Raw genomic sequence first — 24,155 nt, 5'->3', positions numbered from 1 at the left:
TCGCTTGGGCGGGTCAGCCTTTCAGGCCGCCGGAGAATCCCTGGATGAAGCGCTTCTGCGCGAACAGGAACAGCGCCAGCATGGGAATCATGGACACGATCACGATCGCAAAGATCGAATTCCACTCCGACACCAGGGAACCGATGTAGTAGTACATGGCCACCGGCAGCGTCTGGTTGGCCGAGCCGCCCAGGAAGATCAGCGAAGTAAAGAAGTCGTTCCAGACGATGAGCCCGGCGAAGATGGTGACCGTTCCGGTTGCGGGAGCCATCATGGGCAGCACCACCTTCGCAAAGATCTGGGACCTGCTGGCACCGTCAATGGTTGCCGCTTCCTCGTAGTCCGTGCCGAGTCCCCGGAAGAAGTTGGAATAGAGGAAGATCGACAACGGCAGGAGCATGCCGGTGTACAGGATGATCAGGCCCCACGCCGATCCCGTGAGGCCCATGGCCCGCGCACCCATGTAGAGGGGCACTGCGCCGAGCTGGCCGGGGAGGATGATGGCAATCAGGAAGAGGTAGTACGCACCCTTGCTCCAGCGGCGGGTGCTGCGGGAGATGACGTATCCGGTGATTGAACCGAGCGCGATCAGCCCCACGATGCTCCCCGTGGTAATGATGATGCTGTTCACCAGGCCTAGAACAACGTTTGAGTTGCCGGTGGCGGTCAGGACCGCGACAAAGTTGCTGAAGTCTGGGCTTTTCGGCAGTGCCAGGGGCGACGTGGTGTACATCTCGCTGTCCGGCTTCAGGGCCGTGGTCACCAGGAAGTAGAACGGCGCCAGGAAGATCAGCGCCAGGGCCCAGAGCCCAATTTCGCGGAGAAGGGTGAGTTTTGTGTAGCGGAACATGGTTAGTCCTCGGGGTTCGAACGCGTCAGCCGCTGCTGGATAACGGCGAAGAACAGAATGATGGCGGCAAGCACCAGGGCAAGGGCGGCACCGCCGCCGAAGTTGCCGAGCGCAAACGCCTGCTTGTAGACCTGCGTGGCCAGGGTTTCGGTGGCACCGGCGGGTCCGCCGTTCGTCAGGGCCATGATCGGATCGAAGACCCGAAGCCCTTGGACGATTCCCAGCGTGGTGGCAATAGCGATGGCAGGGCGGATAGCCGGCAGCGTGACGTTCCGGAAGCGCTGCCACAGGTTTGCTCCGTCGATGGCGGCCGCCTCCTCGACTTCCACCGGGACGCTGGCAAGTCCGGCCATGAAGATCACCATGGCGAAGCCGGTTGACCCCCAGACAAGGACTACCAGCACTGTCCAGATGGCCCACTGCGGGTCGGCGAGCCATGGTTTGGCGAGGTCGCCGGCGCCGATGGAGGTGAGGAAGACGTTGATGGGGCCGTCGAAGTCGAAGATGTACTTCCAGACGTAAGCCGTGGCCAGCGGACTGAGCACCACGGGCATAAAGAAGAGGGTGCGGAGAATGTACCGCGTCTTCAGCATCCGGTTGAGGCCGAGGGCGATGATGAGCCCGCCCACGTTGCCGAGTAAGACTGAACCAAAGGCCAGGAACATTGTGTTCGTCAGGGCGCCGAGCTTGGTGGGGTCCTTGAAGATGGCTTCGAAGTTCTGCCAGCCCACAACTTTGAACGAGCCGATTCCTGTCCAGTTGGTGAAAGCGAAGAAGCCGCCGATACCGGTTGCCACGTAGTGGATGGCGATGACCAGGACAATCCCGGGCAGCGCCCACCACCAATGTCCCAACTGCAGGCCCGTGCTCCGGGGGCGGGGTTTTTCGCCCGCCCCCGGAGTGCGCCTGTCTCGCAGGGGTGCTTTAGCTGCTTCGCTCTTCGGTTGCATCGTCGCAGTCATGGTAATCCTTGCTTGTCCCTTTGAGTCGTCGGAACTGTGGTGTTCTGAAACTGTCACTGTCCCCAGGCGGTATCCATGGCCTGGAGTACCTGATCGGCAGTTTTCTGTCCGGTGATAAGGCCCTGGACGCCGGTGGCGAGGGCGTCGTACACGGCGGAGTTGGGCCACTGGCTGTTCGGCAGCGGGCCGTACTTACCGTTCTTGATGAGATCGCCGACGTTCTTGTAGGCGCCACCGTTGAAGTCATAGCTGTCCAGGCCGGTGACCGGCAGGGCGCCATCGATTTCTGCGAAGGCCTTGGTCTGCTCAGGCTCTGCCGCCCAGTCGAGGAAGGCCTTGGCGGCATCCTTGTTCTTGGACGCTGCGTTGATGGAAAACGCGTAGTTCGCACTGGCGTACACGAAGCCTTCGGAGCTCGCCTCTGCCGGGAGCGCCCGCACATTGAATTCGGAGTCGGCGGCTGCAGTCTTCAGCTGCTTCCAGCTGGGGCCCGGAATAAAGCCGGCAACCGAGGTACCGCTGGCGAGGCCCTTGGTGATGGCGTCGAACCCGGCACCAGCGGCGCCCTTCTGGAAGCAGCCCGCGTCGTTAAGCTTGCTGACCGCCTCCAACGATGCTTTCCAGCCGTCCGAGCCGGCGAATGTGGTCTCCTTGGCGGCCCGCTTTTCATTCCACTTCGGGTCCTCGGCATAGACGCGGGACGCAGCGAGGGACATCGCCATCAGACCGGTGTTCGGAGCAGCGGAGCCAGCCAGCGCAATGAACGACTTGCCGGACGATGCGAGCGACTTGCACTGATCCTCGAGGGACGCGAAGTCTGATGGGAAATCCGAAATGCCGGCTGCTTTGGCAGATGTTTCGTTGGCCACCAGACCAACCACCGTGATCTCCGGCGCCTGGCCGTAGACCTTTCCGTCAGTCCCAAAGAGAGCCTCGCTTCCCTCGGGAACCAGTTCCTTGGCGGCGGCATCCAGCGGCTCCAGGAAGCCTGCCTGAACGAGCGGCAAAATGCTGCGGCCGGTGCCGGAACCCGGTGAGGTCACTACGACATCTGACGCGTTTCCGGCTTGGAGCTGGGTGCGGAGTGTCTGGTCGTAAGAGTCATTGGGCTGCGGGTTGAAGGTGATCTTCACGCCCGGATTCGACGCCATGTACTTCTCAGCCAGTACCTGGAAGGGACTCTCAATGGTGTTGGAGGTGGCAAACGACAGGGTAAATTCCTGAGCGCCTCCTGTGGGGGAGCTGCCGCTGGCGGGGGCCGAACAGCCGGTGAGGACGAGGGCTGCGATCGTTGGTACTGCGAGGGCGCCGACCTTCAGAGCCGAATAGCTACGGTGCTGTGTCATGTCCAGCCTTTCTGACTTCATTGTCTAAGAATTCCGGGGGCCGTGACCCCGGTCACTCATCAGTATGCAGGAGATGTGCTGGAAAAGCACATAAGTCTTGCCGATGACAGACATAAGTTTCGCTGGGGTCACTAGGCGGACATTGCATAGAAACGGGTGATCTCCATCATCCAAAGTATCGATGCCGCTGATACACTGGCTGACTTAGCTCACCGTTGAAAGAATGTCCCACCGTGACGAACCATGTCCTGCTTTCCCGGCTTGACCTGAACCTGCTGATCTCGCTGGATGCGCTCATTACGGAGCGGAGCGTGACGAGGGCGGCAGAGCGGCTTCACCTGAGCCAGCCCGCACTCAGCGCATCGCTTGCGCGGCTTCGGTCCCACTTCGGAGACCCCATCCTGGCCCGCCGCGGCAATGCGTACGAGCTCACGCCATTCGCGCTGCGGCTGGCGGAGCACACCACCACTGCGCTCGAGGCTGCGCGGCGCGTCTTTGAGAGCCAGGCAACATGGGAGCCCAGCGAGTCCGAGCGGGAATTTTCCATTTATGGCTCCGATTACGGCTTCACCACCATTGGCCGGGTCGCCTCCGAGCTTGCAGCCGAGCGCGCACCGGGAGTCCGGTTTCGCTTTATGCTCCACAACCCGATGGTGGTGGAAGATGCCGCTAACCGTCTTCGTTCCGTGGACGGCATGGTCATTCCGCATGGCTTCCTCAGCGGGCTCCCCTACCTGGATCTGTGGAGGGACGGGTGGGTGGCTGTCGTCTCCTCGTCCAATGCTGCCGTCGGCGAGCACATCACCATGGAAAACATCGCCGAACTTCCCTGGGTGATGACCTATCAGACACGCTCAGCGTCAACGTCGGCGGAACGGCAGATCACGCAGCTGGGCGTCGAGCCGCGTGTGGATGTTGTGGTTGAAAGTTTCCAGTCCTTGCCGCACTTTGTGGTGGGGACCAACCGGATCGCAATGATCCAGGCGGCGCTGGTGCCGTTCGCGGTGCGTGTAGGGGGCGTGCGAATCCTGCCACTGCCCTTTGATGCCACACCGCTTGTTAATGCCCTGTGGTGGCACCCCGTACACAACCGGGACTCCGAGCACGAGTGGATGCGGAGCCTCTTCAAAGAGGCCGGGGACATCGTGGCGGCAGCCGCGACGAAGCAAGTCAATTAAACGCCTCGATGCCCGCCGCATAACAGGCGGACATCGAGGGATCTACGGCTTGCAGGTCAGGCTGAGGTCAACGCCGCGCGCATACTCCTGCGGATAAGGTCGTGCTGCCTCCGGACCAGTAGCAGCGGGTCCACCTCGCCGAGCTCAGCGAAGGCGTGGCCTTCCCACTCGCTGGACCAGTAGCCGCGGTAGCCGCCCTCGACGAATACCCGGACGAGTTCCGGATAGTCAATGGCGGGCTCGCTCCCCTGCTCATCGATGTCGTAGAACTTCGCATGGACGTGCATGATCTGGGGCATGATGTCAGCCCACTCCTTCGGGCTGACATGGCCGTGCATGTTGAATGCCAGGTGCGCGAAGGAGCCAAGGCGTGCAGGATCAAAGTCCCGTGCCCGCAGGTAGCCAATAAACTCCTCCTGCCGCGCCCTCATCGGGGCATCGGTGGACCAGATGGCCTGCAGCTTCTGGACGGCTTCGTCGTCGAGCCCGGCACGGCGGACAGCGCGGAGGAGCGTCGGAGACATACTGTGCATGGTTGAGGAGAAGTCAGCCACGAACCCCAGCAAGGGTGAATCAAGCTCCGCAAAAACGTCCCGGACCTTCATGATCTCCGGGGAGTTCGGCCCAAGGGGCGCATGAATCTCATACGCAAGCTTGAGCTCAAGGTTCTCGGCGAGTGGAAGGAGCCGGCGAAGCAGTTCGGGTTTGGCGCTCTGGATGCGGATGAGCGGAAAACCGAGCTGCTTGGCGCCGCGGAACAGCGTCTCGGTGAACTCGTATTCCTCATCCGGGGTCATGTCGCGGTCGCGGCGGCGGCCCATATCGAGGTTCGCGCCAAAGGAGCTTGCGGTGAAACCGTGTTTGTCGAAGGCCCCGTGCCACGAGCGTGCGAAGTCATGGGTCACATTGGGATAGGTGGGCAGGACCTGGGATGCCACGATTTCAATGCCGGGGCCAATGCCCAGCTCGGCAACTCGGTTCAGCAGGCCATTGAAGTCGTACCAGCCTGCCCGGAACTCGGCACTCGCCGAGTACAGGGTAAGCCCGAGGGAGAACGGATCCTCCTCGGCCTTCGGCGGAGCCGGAGTGACCGCCGTCGCCAGCTCCGGTGCCGCCGAAGCCCTGTCCGTGGCGGCGAGGTCCAGCGTCTGGTTCACGAAATTGGGAACGTACATGCCGGGACCCCCGTCGGTTCCGGGGGCAATCTGCATGTAGGGCAGTCGCAGTTCCCCGATGAGCTGAACGGAGTGCTGCTCACCGAGCGCGACCGGGTCCTGCCTTTTCACAATGAGCAGGGGATGGTCCTGGAGGTACCAGAGGGTCTGACTTTGACCCGGCAGGTCCGGGAGCGCATAGCGCACACCTCCCAGTTCCAGGGACAGGTCCTCGGCGGGGATGTCCTGGCCGTCAACGGTAAGCCTGAGGCTGGAGACCGAGGAGAGCCACAGGCTCCGGTACCACGGAAGTGTCAGGGCCAGGGCGAAACCCTCGGGGTGGACGCGGAGGCTTGAATCGTCAAGAAGTCCGTTTGGCATGGTTGTTCTCTTCGCTGGGAGGTGGAATGGGTCAGGTAAGTTCGGAGGTGATGCGGCGGATCAGGGCGTGCTGGCGGCGCACTTGTTCGACGGCCCGCCACGGGGTGCGTTCGCCTTCGTATTCACTGGAGAGGTAGCCGGAGTAGCCGGAGTCCTTGAGCGCCTTGAGTACGGGCAGCCAGGGAATCTGCTGGTCTTCCAGCTGCTCGTCAATGTCGTGGAACTTCGCTTGGATAAACACCACGTACTGCGCGATGTCCGCGAAGTCGGCAGGATCGACGCCGATGCCGTCAAGGAAGGCGGGCCTCGTCTCGCGGGTCTCCCCTTCGCGCAGCGGGATCGGCCGGTCCTGGAAGATCCCGGTGTCAATGAGCAGACCGAAGTTCTTGGTTCCGGTCCGTTCAATGAGGCTGATGTAGTCCTCGACGACGGGGTGTTTGATGGGCGTGGGCGAGTGAATTTCCGGGCAGATGATGATCCCCAGCTCGTGGGCCAGATCAAGGGATCGTTCCACGGACTCGGCCCAGATGGGATCCGGGACCAGATCACTGGACACCACGCCGATCTTGGGGCGCACGAACCCGAAACCCAGTTGGCTGGCAAGCCTCAGGTCGCGCTGCAGGGCCGCCGCACCCTCGGCAACGGTCATAGTACGGCCCGGGTGAAGCCGCGTGTCGATCCAGGAGCCGTAGTTCGTGGGCTCCAGTGAGTACTTCTCCAGCAGGCCGAACCACATATCGATCCAGGCGCCAGAGGGTTCCGGATAGTTGGGAATGTGTCCCTCGCCGAGGATCTCGACGCCGGTGGCACCTACGTCCGCGACGGCGGCCAGCGCTGACTCCAGGTCCAGGACGGTGCCGTAGTCACCCATGAAGCTGTAGAGGGAAACGCCGTACCGGAAGGTGCCTTCGCCGCCTTCCGGCGCGAGCGTCACCTTGCGGCTGACCCGGTAGGTGCTGGGCTGGTGCTCCACCGGGATATAGGACATGCGTAGCCGCAGCTCAATAGAGAGCTCGTGGACGCCCTGTGGCAGCCCGCCGTCGAAAGGAACGGTGACCACCGCGGCTTCCTCAAGGGGCCAGCGCACGCCGTCACTTTCCCAAAGCTGCTGCAGCGTGTAGGTCTGCCCGCCGAACGTCCACAGCGGAACGTCAGGGCCGACGTCAACGACGTTGCCTACGCGTACGGCGACGCCGTCGATGAGGGACGCGGCCATGCCGCGGTAGGAAGGCATCCGGAGGCGGAACTGAAAGCCGGTTACGCGCCTGCCGTCAGTAACATTCCGGAAGCCAACGGACTGGATGAGGTCTCTTTCGAGAAGCATCGTTGCTCACTCTCTCTAGGTTCCGAACCAGCCTAACAGCATTAGGTAGGTTTACGACTTAAGTCTGTGAGAATGCGTCCTAACTCGCGGCGAGCTTGACGAACGAACATTCGCCTCCTGGGACTACAGGGCTCGACGGTGGGATCTGGCGGGTTCACAATCCAAGTTGCAGCCATTCACGCAGCGCGCCACCCGGGCCACGGGCGGAAGGAATCGAGCTCGTTGGGCGGACCCCCGAACGGGCCCAACGCCCGCTTCGAAGACCCACGCCCCTGCGCCGCCATTGTGGACGCCCGCAATCGGCAGATCCCCAGTTCATGGCGCGATTGCGGCGGCAGGTCTCCGCGGCGCGAACGGTCGTGGATCAGCTCAATCAGTCGGTCGGCCCGTTCCACCTGTGGGCAAGAGAACGCAGATCTGCCCTGAGATCTCCGAGAGGATTTCGTCAACGGACCTGGAGATGTTGATCGTGGCCGCCATACTGAGGAACATTATCGCGGAGACTATGTGTGCCAGCCTGGCAGCGTTCCGAGGCTCGATCCGGGGGTCCCGCGTCAGCACGTCGGCAATCGCCTCCTCGGTCTGAACGGTGAGGGCGAGGGCTTCGCGGTGGTGGGGTTCGTCGGGATCCCCGAACACGATCTCGCGCAGGTAGGTTCGGCCGTTTTCGATCTGCTTTCGGTTGCACTCCACCACGGGGCGAACGATCGCCATCACGGCCTCTAACACATCCGGGATCGCCTCGGCGGCCGTCCTACCCGTGACGAGCGCATCGGCGTAGGTGGAGTTCTGAACGAGCAGGAGCAGCTCCCCCTTGGTCTTGGCGTACAGGAATAAAGTCCCCGTGCCAATGTCAGCCCTGTCGGCGATCTGCTGGGTTGTGACTTCATCGACACCATGTTCGGCGAAAAGCTCTGCTGCGGCGGCCGTGATGCGGTCGAGCTTGTGCTGCTTGTTCCGCTCACGTCGGCCTACGGGTTGGGCGACTGCCATTACGTGTTCTCCGGGGAATAGAATCTGACCATGCTCAGTTATGAGCATAGTCGGTACCGTGTGGGCTCAGTAGTTTTTATTGTCCCACAGCGGCCGAAAGGGGCCTATCGGGTGGTGCTAACGATCTATCGAATGGAAAGGACCACGCTCATGAACATGTCCTCTCTCTGGCACCCTCCCACGCCTGATCAGGTGCCATTAAGCCGCAGGCCCTGGCGGCTCCCCTTCAAGCCAGGGCCGGCGGCCCCCTCACCATCAACCCCATCCGCGCCGACCCGTGCGCATTTATCTCAAACAAGAAAGTCCAAGCAAATGCCCTCACTCAATGGAGCAGTCGTCCTCGTCACCGGAGCGAACGGCGGCATCGGAACGCACTTCGTGCATGACGCCCTCGCCCGCGGTGCCAGCAAGGTCTACGCCACTGCCCGCACCCCCCGAACCTGGGAGGACGAGCGCATCGTCCCCCTCACCCTCGACGTCACCGACGTCGCCTCGATCGAGGCAGCCGTCTCGGCAGCCGGCGATGTCACGGTGTTGATCAACAACGCTGGAGCCTCGGTCGCCAGCCCGGGCATCCTCACCCACACTAACGAGGAAATCCGGACCAATGTCGAGACGAATTTCCTTGGCCCGCTGTTCCTCGCCCGCGCATTTGCACCGGTCCTTTCAGCGAAGGATGAGTCGGTGATCATCGACATCCACTCCGCCATGAGCTGGTACGCCGTCGCCGGCATCTACAGTGCCACCAAGGCAGCCCTCTGGTCGGCCACCAATTCTCTGCGCCTGGAACTGGCCTCCGAAGGGGTCCACGTGGTGGGCGTTCACGTCGGGTGGGTCGACACTGCGATGGCTGCGCGCACCACCGATCCCAAGACGGACCCGGCCGATCTGGTCCGCACCGTATTGGATGCCGTGGAAGCCGGCGAATACGAAGTTCTGGCCGACGAGACATCCGTGCAGCTCAAGGCCGCCCTGAGTGGCCCGGTCGAGGCACTCTACCCGGCGTTGCAGGGCACAAATTCCAAGAGCCAGTCATGACAGAACCTCGGCAGGTTGCGCTGGTAACAGGCGCTTCCTCTGGCATCGGCAAAGCGGCAGCGATCGCACTCGCGGCCGCGGGTTTCCAAGTGATCGGAACCGGCCGCAACACCGTGCGATCCACCGCGCCCGCCGGGGTGACCTACCTCGACCTCGACGTGACCAGCGACGAATCGGTCGCCTCGGTGGTCAAGCAGGTGATCGACCAATTCGGGAACATCGATTTACTCGTTAACAACGCCGGCGTGGGCGCCACCGGCGCCGCCGAGGAGTTCTCTCTCGCGCAGACGCAGGACGTTTTCGACACCAACGTCTACGGCGTGATGCGGATGACCAAGGCGGTCCTGCCGTACATGCGCGCCCGACGTCGAGGACGCATCATCAACGTCTCCTCCCTCAGCGGGTTCGTCCCCGGCCCGTTCATGGCCGTCTACGTCTCGACCAAGCACGCCGTGGAGGGCTGGTCCGGGTCGCTGGACCACGAGGTCCGCGAGCACGGCATCCGGGTACTGCTCGTCGAGCCCGGCCCGATCAACACCCCGTTCGCAGGCCACAGCGTACAGGCCGACACCCCCATGCCGCTCTACGCGTCGGGACGGCGCACCTTCGACGAGGTGCTGGCCAAGAATACCAGCGGTGGCGACGATCCCGCCGTCGTAGCCAGAGTGATCGTCGCGGCGGCCTCAGACCGGAACCCGAGACTTCGGCGCACCGCCGGCTCGACGGCGGCAAGCATCAGCGCGCTGCACCGCGTCCTGCCGGCCCGAATCTTCGACCGCATTGTCCGCAGATTCAACCGGATGCCGAGCTGACGCTCACCTTCGAACTGACGTTGAATGCCTGAGGGCCGCAGCAAATGCTGCGGCCCTCACTCTCGGTGGCTGGTGTCAGCGTCGCTGGTTTGCGATGCCGATGTACTCGCCGAGTCGGTATTCCAGGTCCGTGCCGGCCTGCTCTGCAAGCGCCTGGGTGCCTGCGGCGCGAGTGAGGAACCCAGGCAGGGTGAGCGAGTGCGCGAACTCGCTGTAGGCGGCGACGAGGTCCGCATCCGGCGGTAGCGAGGCCCGGTTGATCATCGCCTTGGCCGATGCCAGGGATGTGCGGTCGAAGGACGCCAGCCGAGAGACGATGGCTTCGACGAAGGCATCCAGCTCGGCGTCGGGCAGGGCGCGGGTTACCCAGCCCCATTGCTCGGCGGTGGATGCGTCGTAGTCGGCGCTGGTGAGGATGACCTCCAGTGCCCGGTCACGACCGATGGTTCGTGGAAGCCGCTCGGTGCCGCCACCACCGGGCAGCAGACCACCGCCGACCTCGGGCTGCCCGAAGATCGCCTTCTCGCGGCTGGCGTAGCGCAGGTCGAACGCGAGAGCGAGCTCGTTGCCCCCACCCCGGGTGCGGCCTCGGATGGTTGCGATGGTGATGTAGGGGGCTCTGGAAAGCTTCAGGACCAGGTCGGTCCACACCGGCACTGCTCCCTCGCCGTCGGGGGCGGGAAAGTCCGCGGCTGCGGCGAGGTCGAAGTGGTTGTAGAAGAAGTCGGGCACACTGCTGCCGAACACGACGACTTGGATGTCGGGATCGGTCGCCAACTCTTCGACGATCTCGATGAGTCGAAGGACGGTCTCGCCGACGATGAGGTTCACCGGCGGGTTCGCGAAGGTGATCTTCGCGACCTGTGGTGACGTGCGTTCGTAGTGGATGGTGCTCTGCTCGCTCATGTTCTGCTCCAGAGGTTCGATGGATGTCGGGATGGGTAGGAGTTCGTCTATTCCTGGTAGTGCGGAAGGATGTCGCACCGGTGACGTAGGTCAGGGCCGCGGACACGTCGTAGGCGTGGACCGCGGACGCGAACCCCGACAGCCTGTCCGAGAGCGTGGCGGCCACCCCGCCGGCGAAGAACGCCGCCCGCGCGGCTGCGTCGTTGAAGCCGAGGATCAGTGAGGCGTGGAACTGCTGGTCGGTGGGGTTGTCGTGGGCGACGTTCGTCGGTGACAAACGTCCGGAACGGGCTGGTGCCGACGGCCTCCCGTTTCCTAAGGTAGATCAGGGTCGTCTCGCCGGGTCCGGCGATACTCATTGAACCCCGGGGTCGGGGAGAACATTTTGCTCGTCCTGTCAGTGAGTTTTCGGCTGCCGGTCAGCGGGCCAGGAACTCGACGGCGACAGGCGCGAACTTGTCGTGGAACTGGAAGATGCCGCCGTGTCCGGAGTCGGGGTAGATGATCAGCTCGGAGCCTTTGATGCGGCTATGCATATCTTCGGAGAGTACCGAGGGCACCATACGGTCGTTGTCTCCGTTGGCGATCAGGGTGGGCTGGGTGAGTTTCGACAGGTCGGCGGGCGCAGACCGTCCCCACTTCCTGATCGCCTTCAGCTGAGTCTGGAACGCCTTCACGCTGATCGGGGCGTCGCGGTCGACGGTGCGCTCCTGAAGGCGCGTGATGAATGCCTTCGCGGCGGGCTTGCCGGTGGCGTTGCGGTTGAAGAAGAGGAATTCCTTCGCGTCGGACCGGGTCAGCGCGGCACGAAGGATGTCGTAGTAGGTGGTCCCGGCGACCTTGTCGATGTCCTTGCCGCCCCTGGGACCAGTGCCTGTGAGAACGAGCTTCCGGACTAGCTCGGGGTGCTTGAGGACCAGTGCCTGTGCCACCATGCCGCCGAGGGAGAAGGAGAAGATGTCGATTTTCTGGTATCCGAGGGCTTTGATGAACGTGTACGCGTCGTCTGCCATCGCCTCGATACTGTCGGGCACCTGGCCGGTGGAGGCTCCGACACCTTGGTTGTCGAACGTGATGACGTGGTGGTTTTTTGCGATGGGGTCGATGATGCGCGGGTCCCAGTTATCCAGGGTCGCGGCGAGGTGGACGAAGAAGATGACGGGGATGCCTCCCTTGGGTCCGAGTTCCCGGTAGGCGTAGTGCACGCCTCCGGCGCTAATGGCACGGGCAGGCGCTTTGGCGTAGGAGGTGATGACGGGTTCGTTGTCGCGGGCATTCATGACGGTGCTCCTGCAAGGTGGGTTGTTGGTCGTTTGGTGATGATGGGGCGTGCTGCGTCTCTGCGCGGTGTTCAGGGGTTACTGATGACGGCTTTGCCGCGGATGCCGCCCTTTTCCAGGCCCTGAAGGGCTTCGATGGTCTGATTGAAGGGAAAGACCCGTCCAACGATCGGGCGCAAAGCGCCGCTGTCGATGAGGGCTGTGATCTGGCGCAACTGGTCGCCGCTGGCACGCATAAACAGGAACTCGTAGCTGACGCCCAGCTTCTTGGCTTGGCGGCGTATGCCTGCGCTCAGGGCAGCGATGGCAACGCGCAAAACTGGATTCAGGCCGGCTTCGCGTGCAAATGCCGGGTCTGGAGGCCCGACGATCCCAATCGCCTTGCCGCCGGATTTGAGCACCCGCAGGGACTTCTTGAGGTTCTCGCCGCCGACGCTGTCCAGCACGAGGTCGTAGCCGCTCAGGAGCTGTCCGAAGTCCTGGCTGCGGTAGTCGATGACCGTGTCGGCGCCGAGCCCGCGCACGAACTCCAGGTTGGCGGCGCTTGCGGTGGTCGCGACGGTAGCTCCGAGGTGCTTGGCGAGCTGGATCGCGATTGAACCGACTCCCCCGGCGCCGGCGTGGATGAGGACCTTCTGACCCGGCTGCACATTGCCGCGCTCAACCAGGGCCTGCCACGCCGTCAACGCAACCAGCGGCAGGGAGCCGGCCTCCTCCATGCTGACCGATGCCGGTTTGAGGGCCAGATCGGCTTCGGCGACGGCGATTCGCTCGGCGAAGGTGCCGATCCGGTCCTTGTCGGGGCGGGCATAAACCTCGTCGCCGGACCTGAACGCGCGCACCTTCGAACCGACACGGATGACTGTTCCGGCGACATCGTTGCCTGGAATCAAGGGAAGCGCATAGGGCAGGATCTGCTTGAACTCGCCCGCTCGGATCTTCTCGTCGAGTACGTTCAGCCCTGCGGCCTGGACCTGTACGAGCACATCATGCTCCCCCACTGTGGGCTCGGGGACATCCGATTCCTGCAGCGGACCCTTGTATTCGTTGATGACGAACGCTCTCATGTTTCTTGCTCCTTCTGGGCGTGTGGCGAAGCTGGTTTGGGTTGCCTTAGCTGCGGAGGAAATCCCGGGCCACAGCGACGAACGCCCGGAAGTGTTGGAAGGCGACGCCATGACCGGACTACCGGAACACCAGGACCGGAAGCGTTCGGTAGCTGCCGGGTGAGCACGTTCGCGTTTGCGGACGGCACCATAGGGTCGCTGTCTCAGTAAACGCTGCGCACCGGGCCCGCTCCTACGAATATAACCGAGTATGCTCAATTATGAGCACGCTCAATTATTCTGTCAAGGGGGGTCGCATGAGGGGTCACGTTGGCCAAAGCCAGGGAGGTGGTCCGGCACTGGCTGAACTCGCACCAGACCAGCAGCCATATTCAGAAATTTCCAGCTTCCTGAGAGTTCATCGCCGGAAGGTCGGGGCGGCGATGGACACACTCGCCAATTTTGACGCGGTATTCGTCGCGCTCCCCGCAATGAGTCAGCAGCCGCAGGACCGGCGGATGATGAGCTCTGTGGGGAGGAGCTGGATCTTCCCGGCTGAGTCCTTGTGGGAGAGGGCCGCTTCGAGGACCGCTTCGGCGATCTGATTGATGGGCTGCCGGACAGTCGTGAGCTGAGGCCAGCTGAATTCCGATTCGGAGGTTCCGTCGAACGAGACCACGGCAATGTCATCGGGTATGGAGAGGTCGGCCTCGTGGATGGCTCGCAGGGCGCCAACCGCCAGCAGGTCGGAGCTCGCGAAGATGGCCGTGGGCCTCTTTGGTAGTTCGAGCAGCCGCCGGGTGGCTTCATAGCCGCCTTGCCTGGTGAAGTCAGTGAATTCAGCAGCCCCCTCGGGCAGGCCTGCCTCCAGGAGCGCCTTCTTCCAGCCGTTGTGTCGTGGGTCCGCGCGGGTTGGGTCAATATCCTTGCCCACCAGAATGGCAATATCCTGGTGACCGTGCCCGATAAGGTGCTGCACCCCCAGTGCGGCTCCCTGTTCAAAGTCGGTGCTGACCGTGGGTATGCCGTGCACTGTGCTGGACTGGTCAATGAGCACCCTGGGAATTCCCTGAACCGGCATAGCGGCGACTTCGCTGGGGCTGAGCACCGTGGCGAGGATGATCGCGTCGACCTGACGTGACACGAGATTGAGGGTGTTTTGCCGCTCGGTGTCGGCGTCCGTACGGGAGTTGGCTGCGAGCAGAGCGTAGCCCCGTGCGGCAGCAGCCTGCGCGATGGTGTCCGTGAGTTCAGCGAAGTACGGGTTCGTGCTGTCCGGGACAATCATGCCCAGCAGCCGGGCGGATCCCATAGTCAGAGCCCGGGCGGTTGCATTGGGCTGGTACTGGAGCACTTTGATGGCCTCATGCACCCGTGCGGCAGTCGCTGCCGCGACCGGCTTGGGGCCACCGTTGATGACGTAGCTAACAACCGCCGTACTCACCCCGGCATAGCGGGCAACGTCGGTTCTCGTTATTTTTCCTGATCCGGCTTGTGCCTGCAGACTCGCCATGAAGACCACCCTTCCACATCATCGTTCACATCATTCTACCCGGGTGGAACGCATTGTCTTTAGATATCTGCCAGCAAATACAACGTCGAGTCGGGTTGTTGCGCGAACGAGTCTACCCGCGTAGACTCGTGTTCGAGCCAATGAGCAGTGATCCTCCTCACGTTCCCCGCCTGACGATATCCAGGCCCTTTTGAACTCTTACAAAAAACTCCACATTCTCCGAAGGGATCAATGATGATGACCATTCCAAAGCCTCGAAGCGGGGCAGCGCGGATCCTCACCGCCGCGGCCACTGCAACCATCGCAGCCATGGCACTGACCGGCTGCGGCGGACCAGGATCAGTCGGTAGCGGTTCCACCGTTGAGGCGGGCTCCGGCGAAGGCACCATTAATGTCTGGGCAGTCGACGGGCAGGCAGCCGAGAACGACGCGTTGAAGAAGATCATCTCGAACTTCGAAAGCGCGCAGAGCAAGATCAAAGTGAATCTCAAACTCTTCCCCTCCGACCAGTACACCAAGGCCGTGAACTCTGCGGCGCCGGGTGACCTGCCCGATGTTCTGGACTTCGACGGGCCCACTCTGGCCAGCTTCGTCTACAACGGCAAGATGGCCCCACTTAAAGGCTCCGTATCCGACGCGACCCTGTCGAACCAGACGGACTCCATCACGGCACAGAACACCGTCGATGATGCCGTATATGGAGTAGGCATGATGAACGCCGGCCTAGCATTGTGGGGCAATAAGAAACTCCTGGACACCGCAGGTGTTGCCTACCCGACCACCCCGGAGAAGGCCTGGACAGCTGACGAATTCACGGGCGCCCTGGACAAACTCACCGCAGTGGTCCCGGGAGGCAAACCGCTGGATCTTTCGGAACAGTACGGCTTTGCCGGCGAATGGGGAACCTGCTGCTCGGCCGGGCCCGTCATCTGGTCCGGGGGCGGCACCATGCTCAAAGACAATAAGGCATCCGGAGCGCTGGACTCAGACGCCAACGTGAAGTCGCTGACAAAGTTCGCCAGCTGGAAGAAATACACCGATCCGAACGCAGACGGGCTGGCATTCACGAGCGGACGCGTCGCCCTGAGCTGGGTCGGACACTGGACCTACCCGACGTACAAGGCCCTGGGTAACGACCTGGTCTCAATCCCACTGCCGAACTTCGGCAAGGGCACCAAAACCGCATCCGGAACCTTTGCCTGGGGCATGGGCGCCGGGTCGAAGAACGGCGCCGCGGCCGGGAAGTTCCTGGACTTCCTGATGACGGACGAAAGCGTCCGCACTTACACCGACGCCAACGGTGCCCCTCCCGCTACGAAGACGGCACTAGCGGCATCCGCCCTCTACGGACCCGGCAAGCAGCTGCAGCTCCTGGGCGATCAGCTGAGCAAGGCCTGCGGCCCGGAGGACCAGATCAGCGACACCTGCGTTAGCGTCACCCGGCCGGTGACCGCGGGCTACCCCGTCGTCACGGACCAGGTGGGCAAAGCCGAGGCCGCCATCTACGCAGGCAAGGACGCCAAGGAAGCCCTGAGCGCGGCCGCCCGCGCCATCGACCAGAACTTCGCCGACAACGACGGATATAAGAAATAGACCTCCGGCAGTCGTCCGGCCGCCGCAACCACCGCGGCTGGCCGGACCCCCGGAATCGCTCCCAGCGAAAGCCTCCATTATGACCACTCAAACGCAACAGATCCAGGCCCCCGCGGCGCCGGTAAAGCGACGGCCGTCCGCCGGCCTTTCCGGACACCGGTTCGCGGGCCCGCTCTTCGCCAGCCCCGCCCTGCTCGGACTCGCAATCTTCCTGGTCGCACCGTTCGTGCTCGCCCTCGTGCTGTCCTTCTACCGCGTCCAGCTCAACAGCCCGCGTCCGGCACGCTTCGTCGGATTCGAACAGTACACCCGCTTGTTCACCGATCCGGACCTGGCAGCAGCCTTTGGCCACGCACTGCTGAACAACTTCACCTTCGCCGTCATTGTCGTGCCCGTGCAGACCGTACTCGCCCTGGCCCTGGCGGTCCTCGTCAACCGCAAACTGCGCGGCATGGTGGTCTTCCGAACCTTCATCTTCATGCCCCTGGTATTCCCGCTGGCCCTGACGGCCGTGATCTGGCGCCTCATCTACTCCCGGGGCGATCAGGGACTCCTCAACGCGATCCTGGGCTTCTTCAGCGGCGGTGGCCTAACCAGCCACGACTGGCTCGGCGATCCCTCCACCGCGCTCGGATCAATCATTGTCATGTCGATCTGGCAAAGCGTCAGCTTCCAGATGATCATCGTCCTCGCCGCGCTGCAAAGCGTACCGACCGAACTCTACGAGGCGGCATCGCTGGACCGCGCCAACAAATGGGCGCAATTCCTTAACGTGACGGTTCCCGGCATCAGAAATACCCTGATCTTCGTCGCCCTCATCACCACGATCTTCTCCTTCCGACTCTTCGACCAGGTCTATCTCCTGAGCCGGTCCGGCAGCGTCGACCGCGGTTCGACCGAGACCGTGATGACCCAAATCATCAACACCGGATTCGACAACAACAACGTGGGGCAGGCTGCCGCCATGACCGTCATCTTCATGCTGATCATCACCGTGATCGCAATCATTCAACGCGCAGTTGCGCGCCAGCGAGGAGGCGTCTGATGGCGATGTCCAAGACCGTGAAGCCAGGGCGGCGGGGCGGGAGCATGAAACGCACACGCCGTTGGCAGACCGCACTCCACTACCTGATATTGACAGCTGTTTCGCTGTTCTTCTTCCTGCCCGTCTACTACCTCATCGTGGGAAGCTTCCGCCCCTCTGCCGAGGTACTCAGCGGGATCAGCGGCTTTGTCCCAACGAACTTGTCCCTCGACAACTACACCGGCGTCTTCGAACACCTCGGTTCAGGGGCCACCGGGTACTTCGGACAGTTCGCGGCCGTCTCCATCCTTGTCACCACCGCGGTCGTTGCAGGCAGCCTTGTCGTGAATTCCATGGCCGCCTACTCCTTCGCCAGGATGCAATGGCGCGGGAAGAAGATCATCTTCCTGCTGGTGATTGTCCTGACGATCATCCCGTTCGAAGCGGTCGCCCTGCCTTTGTACTTCATGTTCTCCGGGCAGCGGGACACCATCTTCATCCAGGCGATTCCGTTCATTGCCAACGCGTTCTCGATCTTCCTGTTCTACACCTTCTTCCTCGACGTTCCGGGCGAAATCGAGGAGGCAGCACGTCTTGACGGTGCCGGGCCATTCCGGACGTTCTTCCAGGTCGTGGTGCCCATTACGAAACCGGCGTTTGCCACCGTCGCCATCCTGACCTTCCTGGCGCAGTGGGGATCCTACCTCTGGCCGGTCCTGATGGTCTCGGATCCCACCGTCCGGCCGCTGCCACTGGCGATCAGCATCTTCCAAAACCAGCAGCCACCGGAGTGGGGCCAGGTGCTTGCCTTCGGAACGATGTTCATCGTCCCGGTCCTGGCCGTCTTCCTGGTCTTCCAGCGCTGGTTCGTCGCCAGCATCAGCAGCTCCGCAGTCAAGGGCTAACACTTCCTCCCAAGCGGCCCCGCCCGGGCGGCCACCAACAGAAAAGGTGAATTCACTTGGTTTTCAGTCTTAAGGATTCATGGGTGTGGGACTTCTGGCTTGCCGACGACGGCGGCAACTTCCACATGTACTATCTCCACGCTCCCAAGAGCCTGGGCGATCCGGCTCTCCGGCACCGCAACGCCCGGATCGGGCACGCCACCTCACAGGACCTGACCCACTGGGTCTCGCACGGCGTCGTCCTGCAGCCCGATGACCCGGATGCCTTTGACGCAACCTCAACCTGGACCGGTAGCGTCGTCCAAGGCCCGGACGGCATCTGGCGGATGTTCTACACCGGAGCCCGGTTCTACGAAACACACAACATCGAAGCCATCGGCGTCGCAACCTCCCCGGACCTCCGCACCTGGACCAAGCACCCCGCCGCCGTGATCGAAGCCGACGCACGCTGGTACGAAAAATACGGTGATTCGACCTGGCCGGAAGAAGCCTGGCGGGACCCCTGGGTGTTCGCCGATCCGGCTGGCGACGGCTGGCACATGCTGATCACAGCCAGGGCAAACCACGGCGACGTCGACAACCGCGGCGTCATCGGCCACGCCGTCTCGCCGGATCTGGAGACCTGGGAGGTGAGGCCGCCCCTGAGCCGGCCCGGTGCCGGCTTCGGACACCTCGAAGTGCCCCAGACCACCGTCATGGACGACCGGGCCGTCCTGTTGTTCTCCTGCGGAGTGGACACGCTCGCGGCCAAGAAGGCAGAAGGATTCGGCGGCGGGGGGATCTGGAGCCTGGAAACGGACCAAACCAGCGGACCCTACGACGTCGCATCAGCGGCGATCGTCACCACTGCGCCGCTCTACAGCGGGCGCGTCATACGGAACCGTGCCGGCCAACTGATGATGATGGCCTGCCACAACGCCAACAGCGACGGTTCCTTCGACGGCGTCATCTCGGACCCACTTCCGCTCCACTGGGATCAGGAGCGCGGCGGCCTGACCACGACGCCGACACAACAAACCAACACCGCCAAACCCGTTTAACCCGTGACGGCCCCGACCACCCAATGCATGAGGAGTTCCATGCCAACCGATAACCAGGGCGCGCTCCTGCAGCTGACCGCCGCCGGAGTGACCGTGCTGATAGACGCCACGGCCGGCCAGCTTCCCGCCATCGTCCACTGGGGCCCTGCGCTACCGGCTTTGACTGCCGATCAGGCCCGTGCCCTGCTTGGAGCAAGCGTCCCGGTGGCCGGTTCCAACACCGTCGACCTGCCGCCCCGGCCCGGCCTGCTGCCCGGGCACCACAGCGGCTGGACAGGCCGCCCCGGGTTAAGGGGCTCCTTCGACGGCGCTGGCTGGTCACCCAAGTTCCGCACCCAAACCGTGGCACTGAACGGCACCCCGGTCACAGGATTCACTTCCTCCGGGGCCGGTCTTCTCGAAGTCAGTGCCCTCGATGACGCCGGACGGCTGCGCCTCGACCTGACGCTGGAGCTGCTCCCGGGCGGGCTGCTGCGCAGCCGGGCAGAACTGACCAACCTGTGCGATGAAAAGTACACGCTCGAAGACCTCGCCCTGTCCTACCCGATTCCCGCAGAGGCCACGGAACTGCTGGACTTCGCCGGCAACCACAACTATGAACGGATCCCCCAGCGCGGCACGCTGCGTACCGGCACCCACGTGCGCGAGAACCGCAAAGGCCGCACGGGGGCCGACAGTGCGTTCATCCTGCACGCAGGAACGCCCGGATTCGGATTCGGCCATGGCGACGTCTGGGCCGTCCACACAGCCTGGAGCGGAAATCACCAGCACTATGCAGAACGCGTCTTCACCGGCGAGCAATTGCTCGGCGGCGGGGAGCTGCTCCTGCCAGGCGAAATCCGGCTGGGCCGCGACCACAGCTACATGAGCCCCTGGATCTACGCCTCCTACGGGGCGGGACTCGACGAGGTCGCACACCGCTTCCATACCCACGTGCGCAGCCATACGCCGCGGGTCTCAGCTGATCGACCGGTTAGCCTCAACGTTTGGGAGGCCGTGTACTTCGGGCACGACGCGGACAAACTCATCGACCTGGCCGAGCGTGCCGCCGCCGTCGGCGTCGAACGGTACGTGCTCGACGACGGGTGGTTCGGTTCACGCCGCGACGACACGTCGGGGCTGGGCGACTGGGTGGTCTCCCCCGACGTGTGGCCCACCGGGCTCCATCCTCTGGTGAAATCCGTCCACGATCTCGGGATGCAGTTCGGCCTGTGGTTCGAACCGGAAATGGTCAACCCCGACAGCGACGTCGCCCGAGCACACCCGGAATGGATCATGGCCGCCCGCACCGAATGGCCCGTGGAGTCGCGCCACCAGCAGGTCCTCAACCTCGGCATCCCCGAAGCCTACGAACACGTCAAGAAGCAGATCCTCGCCATCCTCGCGGAGTACCCGGTCGACTACATCAAATGGGACCACAACCGCGACCTCATCGAAGCAGGCAACCAGCTCCACGAAGGCCGCCCGGGCGTTCACGACCAGACCCTGGCGTTCTACGCCCTGCTGCAGGAAATCCGGTCCCTGCATCCGGGGCTGGAAATCGAATCCTGCTCATCGGGCGGCGCCCGCGTCGACCTGGGCGTCCTGGAACACACGGACCGGGTCTGGGTGTCGGACAACATCGATCCCCACGACCGGCAGACCATGCTGCGCTGGACCGCGCAGCTGCTGCCGCCGGAGTACATGGGCTCCCACATCGCATCAGGGCGCTCCCACACCACCGGCCGCCAGCACGACCTGGCATTCCGGGCAGGCACCGCGATCTTCGGACATCTCGGCGTCGAGTGGGACCTTGCCCAGGCCTCACCCGAGGAGCTATCAGGCCTGCGCCGATGGATCGACTTCTACAAACAGGAACGCGGCCAGCTGCTCACCGGCGACGTCGTCCGAATGGACGGCCCCGACTCGAACGTTTTGGTTCACGGTGTCGTCAGCAGGGACCGTTCCCGGGCGATCTTCGCGGTAGCCGCGCTCGACAGCCTGTACCCGGATCCTGCCGGACGCCTGAAACTCCGCGGACTCGCCCCGGACGCAACGTACCTGGTGGAACCCGTCTTCCCAGGGACCACGCCCGCCGGGCTCCTGCCGCCCGAATGGTGGGGTACGCCAACAGCCGCCGGCCAGGCGATCGAACGCACTTCCCTGCGCGGAGCCACCCGGGATGACGTGACATTTCCCGGAGCCAGCCTCCCAGGCAGCGTCCTGGCGAAGGTCGGCGTGGCCTCCCCACGGATCCACCCCGACCAGGTGGTCCTCTACCGCATCACCAAGACCGCGTGAACCCATCGCCGACCAGAGCAGCAAAGGGAACCATATGATCACACACATCAAACCGGGTCAGGCTTTGCAGGTCACCGGAAACAGCACCACCCACATTGAGGACGAAGGGTTCGGGTGTGAACAAGTAATGATGGAACTCTGCGGTTCTTCTTTTTCATGGCGTTCCAAGGTCCTGTCAGCCTTTCAGGCCCTGATCGCCCCACATTCACCTGAGCCGTCTCCGCTTACAACGGGAACGTGCCCCTCCTGGGTGGGGGCTACCGAACGGTCCGGCCACAGCATGGAACTCGGAGACTGTCGGAAGTTGCCTGCAGCCTGTCCAACTACGCAGCCAAGGTCGGGCCGCCCCCGGACGGGTTACCCTCCGGCGCGGAGGCGGCCTGCGTAAACGTGCGGGCGGCCCGTGAGCCGGCGGCGGTGCTCGCCGCGATGGTGATGAGGGCTCCGAGAATCATGGCCGCGGCCTCCCCCGGTTCCAACAAATGCAATTGGGAGCCGATTGTGGCAGCGGCAACCGGCACTCCTAACTGGGACGCTGCAAGCATAGCCAGCGGCAGAGGCTGGCCGAGTAGCCGAAGGCTTCCATGGACCAGCAAGGTTCCCAGTCCCAGGCAAATACCGAGGAGAAACATTTTCGGGCTTATCGCAAGGGTGCGCAGATCGAGCGATGCGCCCAGCCAGACGAAGAACACCGGCCCTAGAAAGCCGTCGCTGACGGCGAACAGTTGATGAGCCAGTCGCCTGGGTTCGCCCACCGCTGCAACCACCAGGCCGAAGGAGAACCCGGCCAGCATGATGGACACGTGGCCGGCCACCGCAAGCCCGGAGAGCGCGAAGAGCACAGCAAGTTGGATCCTCAGCTCCAGGGCGAACTTCCGATCCTCGGACAGGTCATGCACCCGTCCGCGCGTGCCGCTGCGCTCCAGCCAGCGAAGTACAAAGAACAAAACCGCCGCGCACGCCGCGACGACGGCTGCCCCAACGGCGGCCCTCGGCGCGTTGGGTGGGTCGACAGCAAGCGGAAGCGCCACAATGCAGGCGATGTCCGCTACCGCCACTTGCGCCGTCGTCGTCAGGACCTTTGGTCCCCTCAGCCGCAACGAATCGACGATCGGCAGGACCAGGGCTGCCGACGAGGAAGCGAGCAGAACAATGTAAAGGGGAGCATGTCCGGTGCCGAACGCAAAGGCAGTGACGATACCGACGACGGCCGCCAACACTGCGGCGATGCCGGCACGCAGCGCGCCCGCGCCCAGTGCCGGGCGGATGGCTTCGTCCCGCACTGGGACATGTGTCCCGGCCACGAACATAACGAGGGCGAACCCTACGTCGGCCACAAAGGTGAACGTGGGGTCCGAGGAGTCGACCAGACCCAACCCCGTGCGCCCGATGGCGATACCTGCCAGTAACTGCCCTAGCACCACGGGCAGATGCCATTTCCGGGGAAGTGCCAGCAGCGGTCCGAGTAGCGCGACCGCGGCGATCAGCGAAAGCTGAAAGAACGACACCTTCCTCCTTCCACCGGGATTGCGGTTGGCTTGCGGCAGTTACCGCGGCGCGTCAGCCAGTTTTATTGGAATGTCTGCGTTTTCGTCCGTGTAGTAGCTTGCGCTTACCCGATGGTAGCCATCGGCCACCATTGCGGGAATCCCTCGGGCCAGCGATGCTCGAGGGGGCGACCTTGAGCGACGCGACAATGGTGGCAACAACGTCGGCGGATCCGACGCGGAGCGGGTACAGGACGTCCTCCAGGACGGGGTCGACTTCGACGCGCGACCCGGTACGGTTCACACCGCCATCGAACGGGTGGTTAGGCTGGGTGAATGGCGACAGTTATTCTCGTGCGGCACGGCCGCACCACAGCCAATGCCACTGGACTGCTGGCCGGCCGGGCCGTCGGCGTCAGCCTGGACCAGACCGGGCGCGACCAGGCGGCTCTGACCGGAGACCGGCTCGCGGCCGTGCCAGTGGTCGGGGTGGTGTCGAGCCCTCTTGAGCGTTGTCAGCAGACCGCCCAGCTCATCCTCGATCGCCAGGCTGGCTCGCCGTACGCGCCGGTCGATCTCGATCTCACCGAGTGCGATTACGGCCAGTGGCAGGGCCGCACGCTCAGTGATCTCGCGACCGAGGATTTGTGGCCGGTTGTTCAGTCGCAACCGTCCGCCGTCATCTTTCCCGGCGGTGAATCCATGGCAGCGATGCAGGCTCGGTCGGTGGCAGCGATTCGACGCCACGATGCAGCCTTTGAAGCCGAGTACGGGCCAGGGGCAGTGTGGGTGGCGGTGAGTCACGGTGACATCATCAAGTCAATCCTCGCCGACGCGCTCGGCATGCATCTTGACCTGTTCCAGCGTATTAACGTGGGCCCCGCCTCCGTATCAATCGTGCGCTACGGCGCTAGTCGGCCGAGCGTTTACGCGACCAACACCGACGCGGGTGATCTGTCGTGGCTGTCGAACGGCATCCAGTCTGGCGATGCGCCTTTGGGCGGCGGTGCAGGGCAAAAGGCGCCATGAACTTCATGTGCCTA

At 63.4% G+C, this 24,155-nt stretch carries 20 protein-coding genes; 9 read left to right on the top strand and 11 right to left on the bottom strand.

Features of this window, described 5'->3' with window-relative positions; all coding sequences use genetic code 11:
* Window positions 1-13 precede the first annotated feature (13 nt).
* Genes ACSQ1X_RS09285 through ACSQ1X_RS09275 form a run of 3 tightly spaced genes read right to left on the bottom strand, consistent with a single transcriptional unit; the run spans window position 14 to window position 3,158 of the window.
* Window positions 14-850, bottom strand: a complete 837-nt coding sequence (locus ACSQ1X_RS09285; RefSeq protein WP_055806432.1) for a carbohydrate ABC transporter permease — start codon at window positions 848-850, stop codon at window positions 14-16.
* A gap of 2 nt (window positions 851-852) precedes the next feature.
* Window positions 853-1,812, bottom strand: coding sequence for a carbohydrate ABC transporter permease (locus ACSQ1X_RS09280; protein ID WP_436057446.1), 960 nt, complete (start codon window positions 1,810-1,812; stop codon window positions 853-855).
* A gap of 53 nt (window positions 1,813-1,865) precedes the next feature.
* Window positions 1,866-3,158 carry an ABC transporter substrate-binding protein gene (locus ACSQ1X_RS09275; protein ID WP_436057445.1) on the bottom strand — a complete coding sequence of 431 codons (1,293 nt, stop codon included), beginning with the start codon at window positions 3,156-3,158 and terminating at the stop codon, window positions 1,866-1,868.
* Between the two features lie 233 nt (window positions 3,159-3,391).
* Here ACSQ1X_RS09275 and ACSQ1X_RS09270 point away from each other — a divergent pair, with 233 nt between their 5' ends.
* Window positions 3,392-4,336, top strand: coding sequence for a LysR family transcriptional regulator (locus ACSQ1X_RS09270; RefSeq protein ID WP_055806438.1), 945 nt, complete (start codon window positions 3,392-3,394; stop codon window positions 4,334-4,336).
* Between the two features lie 56 nt (window positions 4,337-4,392).
* Here ACSQ1X_RS09270 and ACSQ1X_RS09265 read toward each other — a convergent pair whose 3' ends face one another.
* From ACSQ1X_RS09265 to ACSQ1X_RS09255, 3 genes are all read right to left on the bottom strand, one after another.
* Window positions 4,393-5,871 (bottom strand): C-glycoside deglycosidase beta subunit domain-containing protein, encoded by a 1,479-nt coding sequence (locus tag ACSQ1X_RS09265; RefSeq protein ID WP_436057444.1) that lies wholly within the window; start codon window positions 5,869-5,871, stop codon window positions 4,393-4,395.
* A 31-nt stretch (window positions 5,872-5,902) separates the two neighbouring features.
* On the bottom strand, window positions 5,903-7,195 hold the full coding sequence (locus ACSQ1X_RS09260) for a C-glycoside deglycosidase beta subunit domain-containing protein (protein WP_436057443.1): 1,293 nt from the start codon (window positions 7,193-7,195) through the stop codon (window positions 5,903-5,905).
* A 369-nt stretch (window positions 7,196-7,564) separates the two neighbouring features.
* Window positions 7,565-8,188 carry a TetR/AcrR family transcriptional regulator gene (locus tag ACSQ1X_RS09255; protein ID WP_436057442.1) on the bottom strand — a complete coding sequence of 208 codons (624 nt, stop codon included), beginning with the start codon at window positions 8,186-8,188 and terminating at the stop codon, window positions 7,565-7,567.
* Window positions 8,189-8,500: 312 nt separating this feature from the next.
* Between ACSQ1X_RS09255 and ACSQ1X_RS09250 the strand changes: the two genes are divergently transcribed.
* Both ACSQ1X_RS09250 and ACSQ1X_RS09245 read left to right on the top strand, forming a co-directional pair.
* A complete protein-coding gene (locus ACSQ1X_RS09250) occupies window positions 8,501-9,226 on the top strand; it encodes an SDR family oxidoreductase (protein ID WP_436057441.1) in 726 nt (241 codons plus the stop codon).
* Window positions 9,223-10,038 (top strand): oxidoreductase, encoded by an 816-nt coding sequence (locus ACSQ1X_RS09245; protein WP_436057440.1) that lies wholly within the window; start codon window positions 9,223-9,225, stop codon window positions 10,036-10,038. Before ACSQ1X_RS09250 ends, ACSQ1X_RS09245 begins: the two co-directional genes overlap by 4 nt.
* A gap of 75 nt (window positions 10,039-10,113) precedes the next feature.
* Here the strand turns inward: ACSQ1X_RS09245 and ACSQ1X_RS09240 are convergent, their stop codons facing one another.
* The 4 genes from ACSQ1X_RS09240 to ACSQ1X_RS09225 form a co-directional block, all read right to left on the bottom strand.
* Window positions 10,114-10,944: an enoyl-CoA hydratase/isomerase family protein gene (locus ACSQ1X_RS09240; protein WP_436057439.1), complete on the bottom strand. Its 831-nt coding sequence runs from the start codon at window positions 10,942-10,944 to the stop codon at window positions 10,114-10,116.
* A gap of 419 nt (window positions 10,945-11,363) precedes the next feature.
* The gene (locus ACSQ1X_RS09235; RefSeq protein WP_436057438.1) at window positions 11,364-12,224 is read right to left on the bottom strand and encodes an alpha/beta fold hydrolase; all 861 of its coding nucleotides are present in this window, start codon (window positions 12,222-12,224) and stop codon (window positions 11,364-11,366) included.
* 71 nt (window positions 12,225-12,295) lie between these two features.
* The gene (locus ACSQ1X_RS09230; protein ID WP_055806455.1) at window positions 12,296-13,291 is read right to left on the bottom strand and encodes an NADP-dependent oxidoreductase; all 996 of its coding nucleotides are present in this window, start codon (window positions 13,289-13,291) and stop codon (window positions 12,296-12,298) included.
* A 475-nt stretch (window positions 13,292-13,766) separates the two neighbouring features.
* Window positions 13,767-14,783 (bottom strand): LacI family DNA-binding transcriptional regulator, encoded by a 1,017-nt coding sequence (locus ACSQ1X_RS09225; protein WP_436057437.1) that lies wholly within the window; start codon window positions 14,781-14,783, stop codon window positions 13,767-13,769.
* A gap of 234 nt (window positions 14,784-15,017) precedes the next feature.
* Here ACSQ1X_RS09225 and ACSQ1X_RS09220 point away from each other — a divergent pair, with 234 nt between their 5' ends.
* The 5 genes from ACSQ1X_RS09220 (at window position 15,018) to ACSQ1X_RS09200 (ending at window position 21,625) form a co-directional block, all read left to right on the top strand.
* The gene (locus ACSQ1X_RS09220; protein ID WP_436057436.1) at window positions 15,018-16,376 is read left to right on the top strand and encodes a sugar ABC transporter substrate-binding protein; all 1,359 of its coding nucleotides are present in this window, start codon (window positions 15,018-15,020) and stop codon (window positions 16,374-16,376) included.
* Between the two features lie 79 nt (window positions 16,377-16,455).
* The gene (locus ACSQ1X_RS09215) at window positions 16,456-17,421 is read left to right on the top strand and encodes a carbohydrate ABC transporter permease (RefSeq protein WP_436057435.1); all 966 of its coding nucleotides are present in this window, start codon (window positions 16,456-16,458) and stop codon (window positions 17,419-17,421) included.
* A 44-nt stretch (window positions 17,422-17,465) separates the two neighbouring features.
* Window positions 17,466-18,305 carry a carbohydrate ABC transporter permease gene (locus tag ACSQ1X_RS09210; protein ID WP_436057434.1) on the top strand — a complete coding sequence of 280 codons (840 nt, stop codon included), beginning with the start codon at window positions 17,466-17,468 and terminating at the stop codon, window positions 18,303-18,305.
* A 56-nt stretch (window positions 18,306-18,361) separates the two neighbouring features.
* A complete protein-coding gene (locus tag ACSQ1X_RS09205; RefSeq protein ID WP_436057433.1) occupies window positions 18,362-19,345 on the top strand; it encodes a glycosyl hydrolase family 32 in 984 nt (327 codons plus the stop codon).
* A 39-nt stretch (window positions 19,346-19,384) separates the two neighbouring features.
* Window positions 19,385-21,625, top strand: coding sequence for an alpha-galactosidase (locus ACSQ1X_RS09200; protein WP_436057432.1), 2,241 nt, complete (start codon window positions 19,385-19,387; stop codon window positions 21,623-21,625).
* 323 nt (window positions 21,626-21,948) lie between these two features.
* Here ACSQ1X_RS09200 and ACSQ1X_RS09195 read toward each other — a convergent pair whose 3' ends face one another.
* Entirely contained in the window at window positions 21,949-23,133 is a 1,185-nt protein-coding gene (locus ACSQ1X_RS09195; protein ID WP_055806473.1) for a cation:proton antiporter, read from the bottom strand.
* 315 nt (window positions 23,134-23,448) lie between these two features.
* Between ACSQ1X_RS09195 and ACSQ1X_RS09190 the strand changes: the two genes are divergently transcribed.
* Complete coding sequence (locus tag ACSQ1X_RS09190) at window positions 23,449-24,141, top strand: histidine phosphatase family protein (RefSeq protein WP_436057431.1); 693 nt, start codon at window positions 23,449-23,451, stop codon at window positions 24,139-24,141.
* Window positions 24,142-24,155 lie beyond the last annotated feature (14 nt).

Origin of the sequence: Arthrobacter sp. LjRoot78 (assembly GCF_964254335.1) — a bacterium.
Classification (GTDB): domain Bacteria; phylum Actinomycetota; class Actinomycetes; order Actinomycetales; family Micrococcaceae; genus Arthrobacter.
The sequence above is the reverse complement of the archived record's forward strand: the minus strand, read 5'-3'. Positions and strand labels throughout refer to the sequence as shown.

Coding starts and splice junctions, on each gene's coding strand:
- ACSQ1X_RS09285 (WP_055806432.1), bottom strand. CDS start 850: ATGTTCCGCTACACAAAACTCACCCTTCTCCGCGAAATTGGGCTCTGG.
- ACSQ1X_RS09280 (WP_436057446.1), bottom strand. CDS start 1,812: ATGACTGCGACGATGCAACCGAAGAGCGAAGCAGCTAAAGCACCCCTG.
- ACSQ1X_RS09275 (WP_436057445.1), bottom strand. CDS start 3,158: ATGACACAGCACCGTAGCTATTCGGCTCTGAAGGTCGGCGCCCTCGCA.
- ACSQ1X_RS09265 (WP_436057444.1), bottom strand. CDS start 5,871: ATGCCAAACGGACTTCTTGACGATTCAAGCCTCCGCGTCCACCCCGAG.
- ACSQ1X_RS09260 (WP_436057443.1), bottom strand. CDS start 7,195: ATGCTTCTCGAAAGAGACCTCATCCAGTCCGTTGGCTTCCGGAATGTT.
- ACSQ1X_RS09255 (WP_436057442.1), bottom strand. CDS start 8,188: ATGGCAGTCGCCCAACCCGTAGGCCGACGTGAGCGGAACAAGCAGCAC.
- ACSQ1X_RS09250 (WP_436057441.1), top strand. CDS start 8,501: ATGCCCTCACTCAATGGAGCAGTCGTCCTCGTCACCGGAGCGAACGGC.
- ACSQ1X_RS09245 (WP_436057440.1), top strand. CDS start 9,223: ATGACAGAACCTCGGCAGGTTGCGCTGGTAACAGGCGCTTCCTCTGGC.
- ACSQ1X_RS09240 (WP_436057439.1), bottom strand. CDS start 10,944: ATGAGCGAGCAGAGCACCATCCACTACGAACGCACGTCACCACAGGTC.
- ACSQ1X_RS09235 (WP_436057438.1), bottom strand. CDS start 12,224: ATGAATGCCCGCGACAACGAACCCGTCATCACCTCCTACGCCAAAGCG.
- ACSQ1X_RS09230 (WP_055806455.1), bottom strand. CDS start 13,291: ATGAGAGCGTTCGTCATCAACGAATACAAGGGTCCGCTGCAGGAATCG.
- ACSQ1X_RS09225 (WP_436057437.1), bottom strand. CDS start 14,783: ATGGCGAGTCTGCAGGCACAAGCCGGATCAGGAAAAATAACGAGAACC.
- ACSQ1X_RS09220 (WP_436057436.1), top strand. CDS start 15,018: ATGATGACCATTCCAAAGCCTCGAAGCGGGGCAGCGCGGATCCTCACC.
- ACSQ1X_RS09215 (WP_436057435.1), top strand. CDS start 16,456: ATGACCACTCAAACGCAACAGATCCAGGCCCCCGCGGCGCCGGTAAAG.
- ACSQ1X_RS09210 (WP_436057434.1), top strand. CDS start 17,466: ATGAAACGCACACGCCGTTGGCAGACCGCACTCCACTACCTGATATTG.
- ACSQ1X_RS09200 (WP_436057432.1), top strand. CDS start 19,385: ATGCCAACCGATAACCAGGGCGCGCTCCTGCAGCTGACCGCCGCCGGA.
- ACSQ1X_RS09190 (WP_436057431.1), top strand. CDS start 23,449: ATGGCGACAGTTATTCTCGTGCGGCACGGCCGCACCACAGCCAATGCC.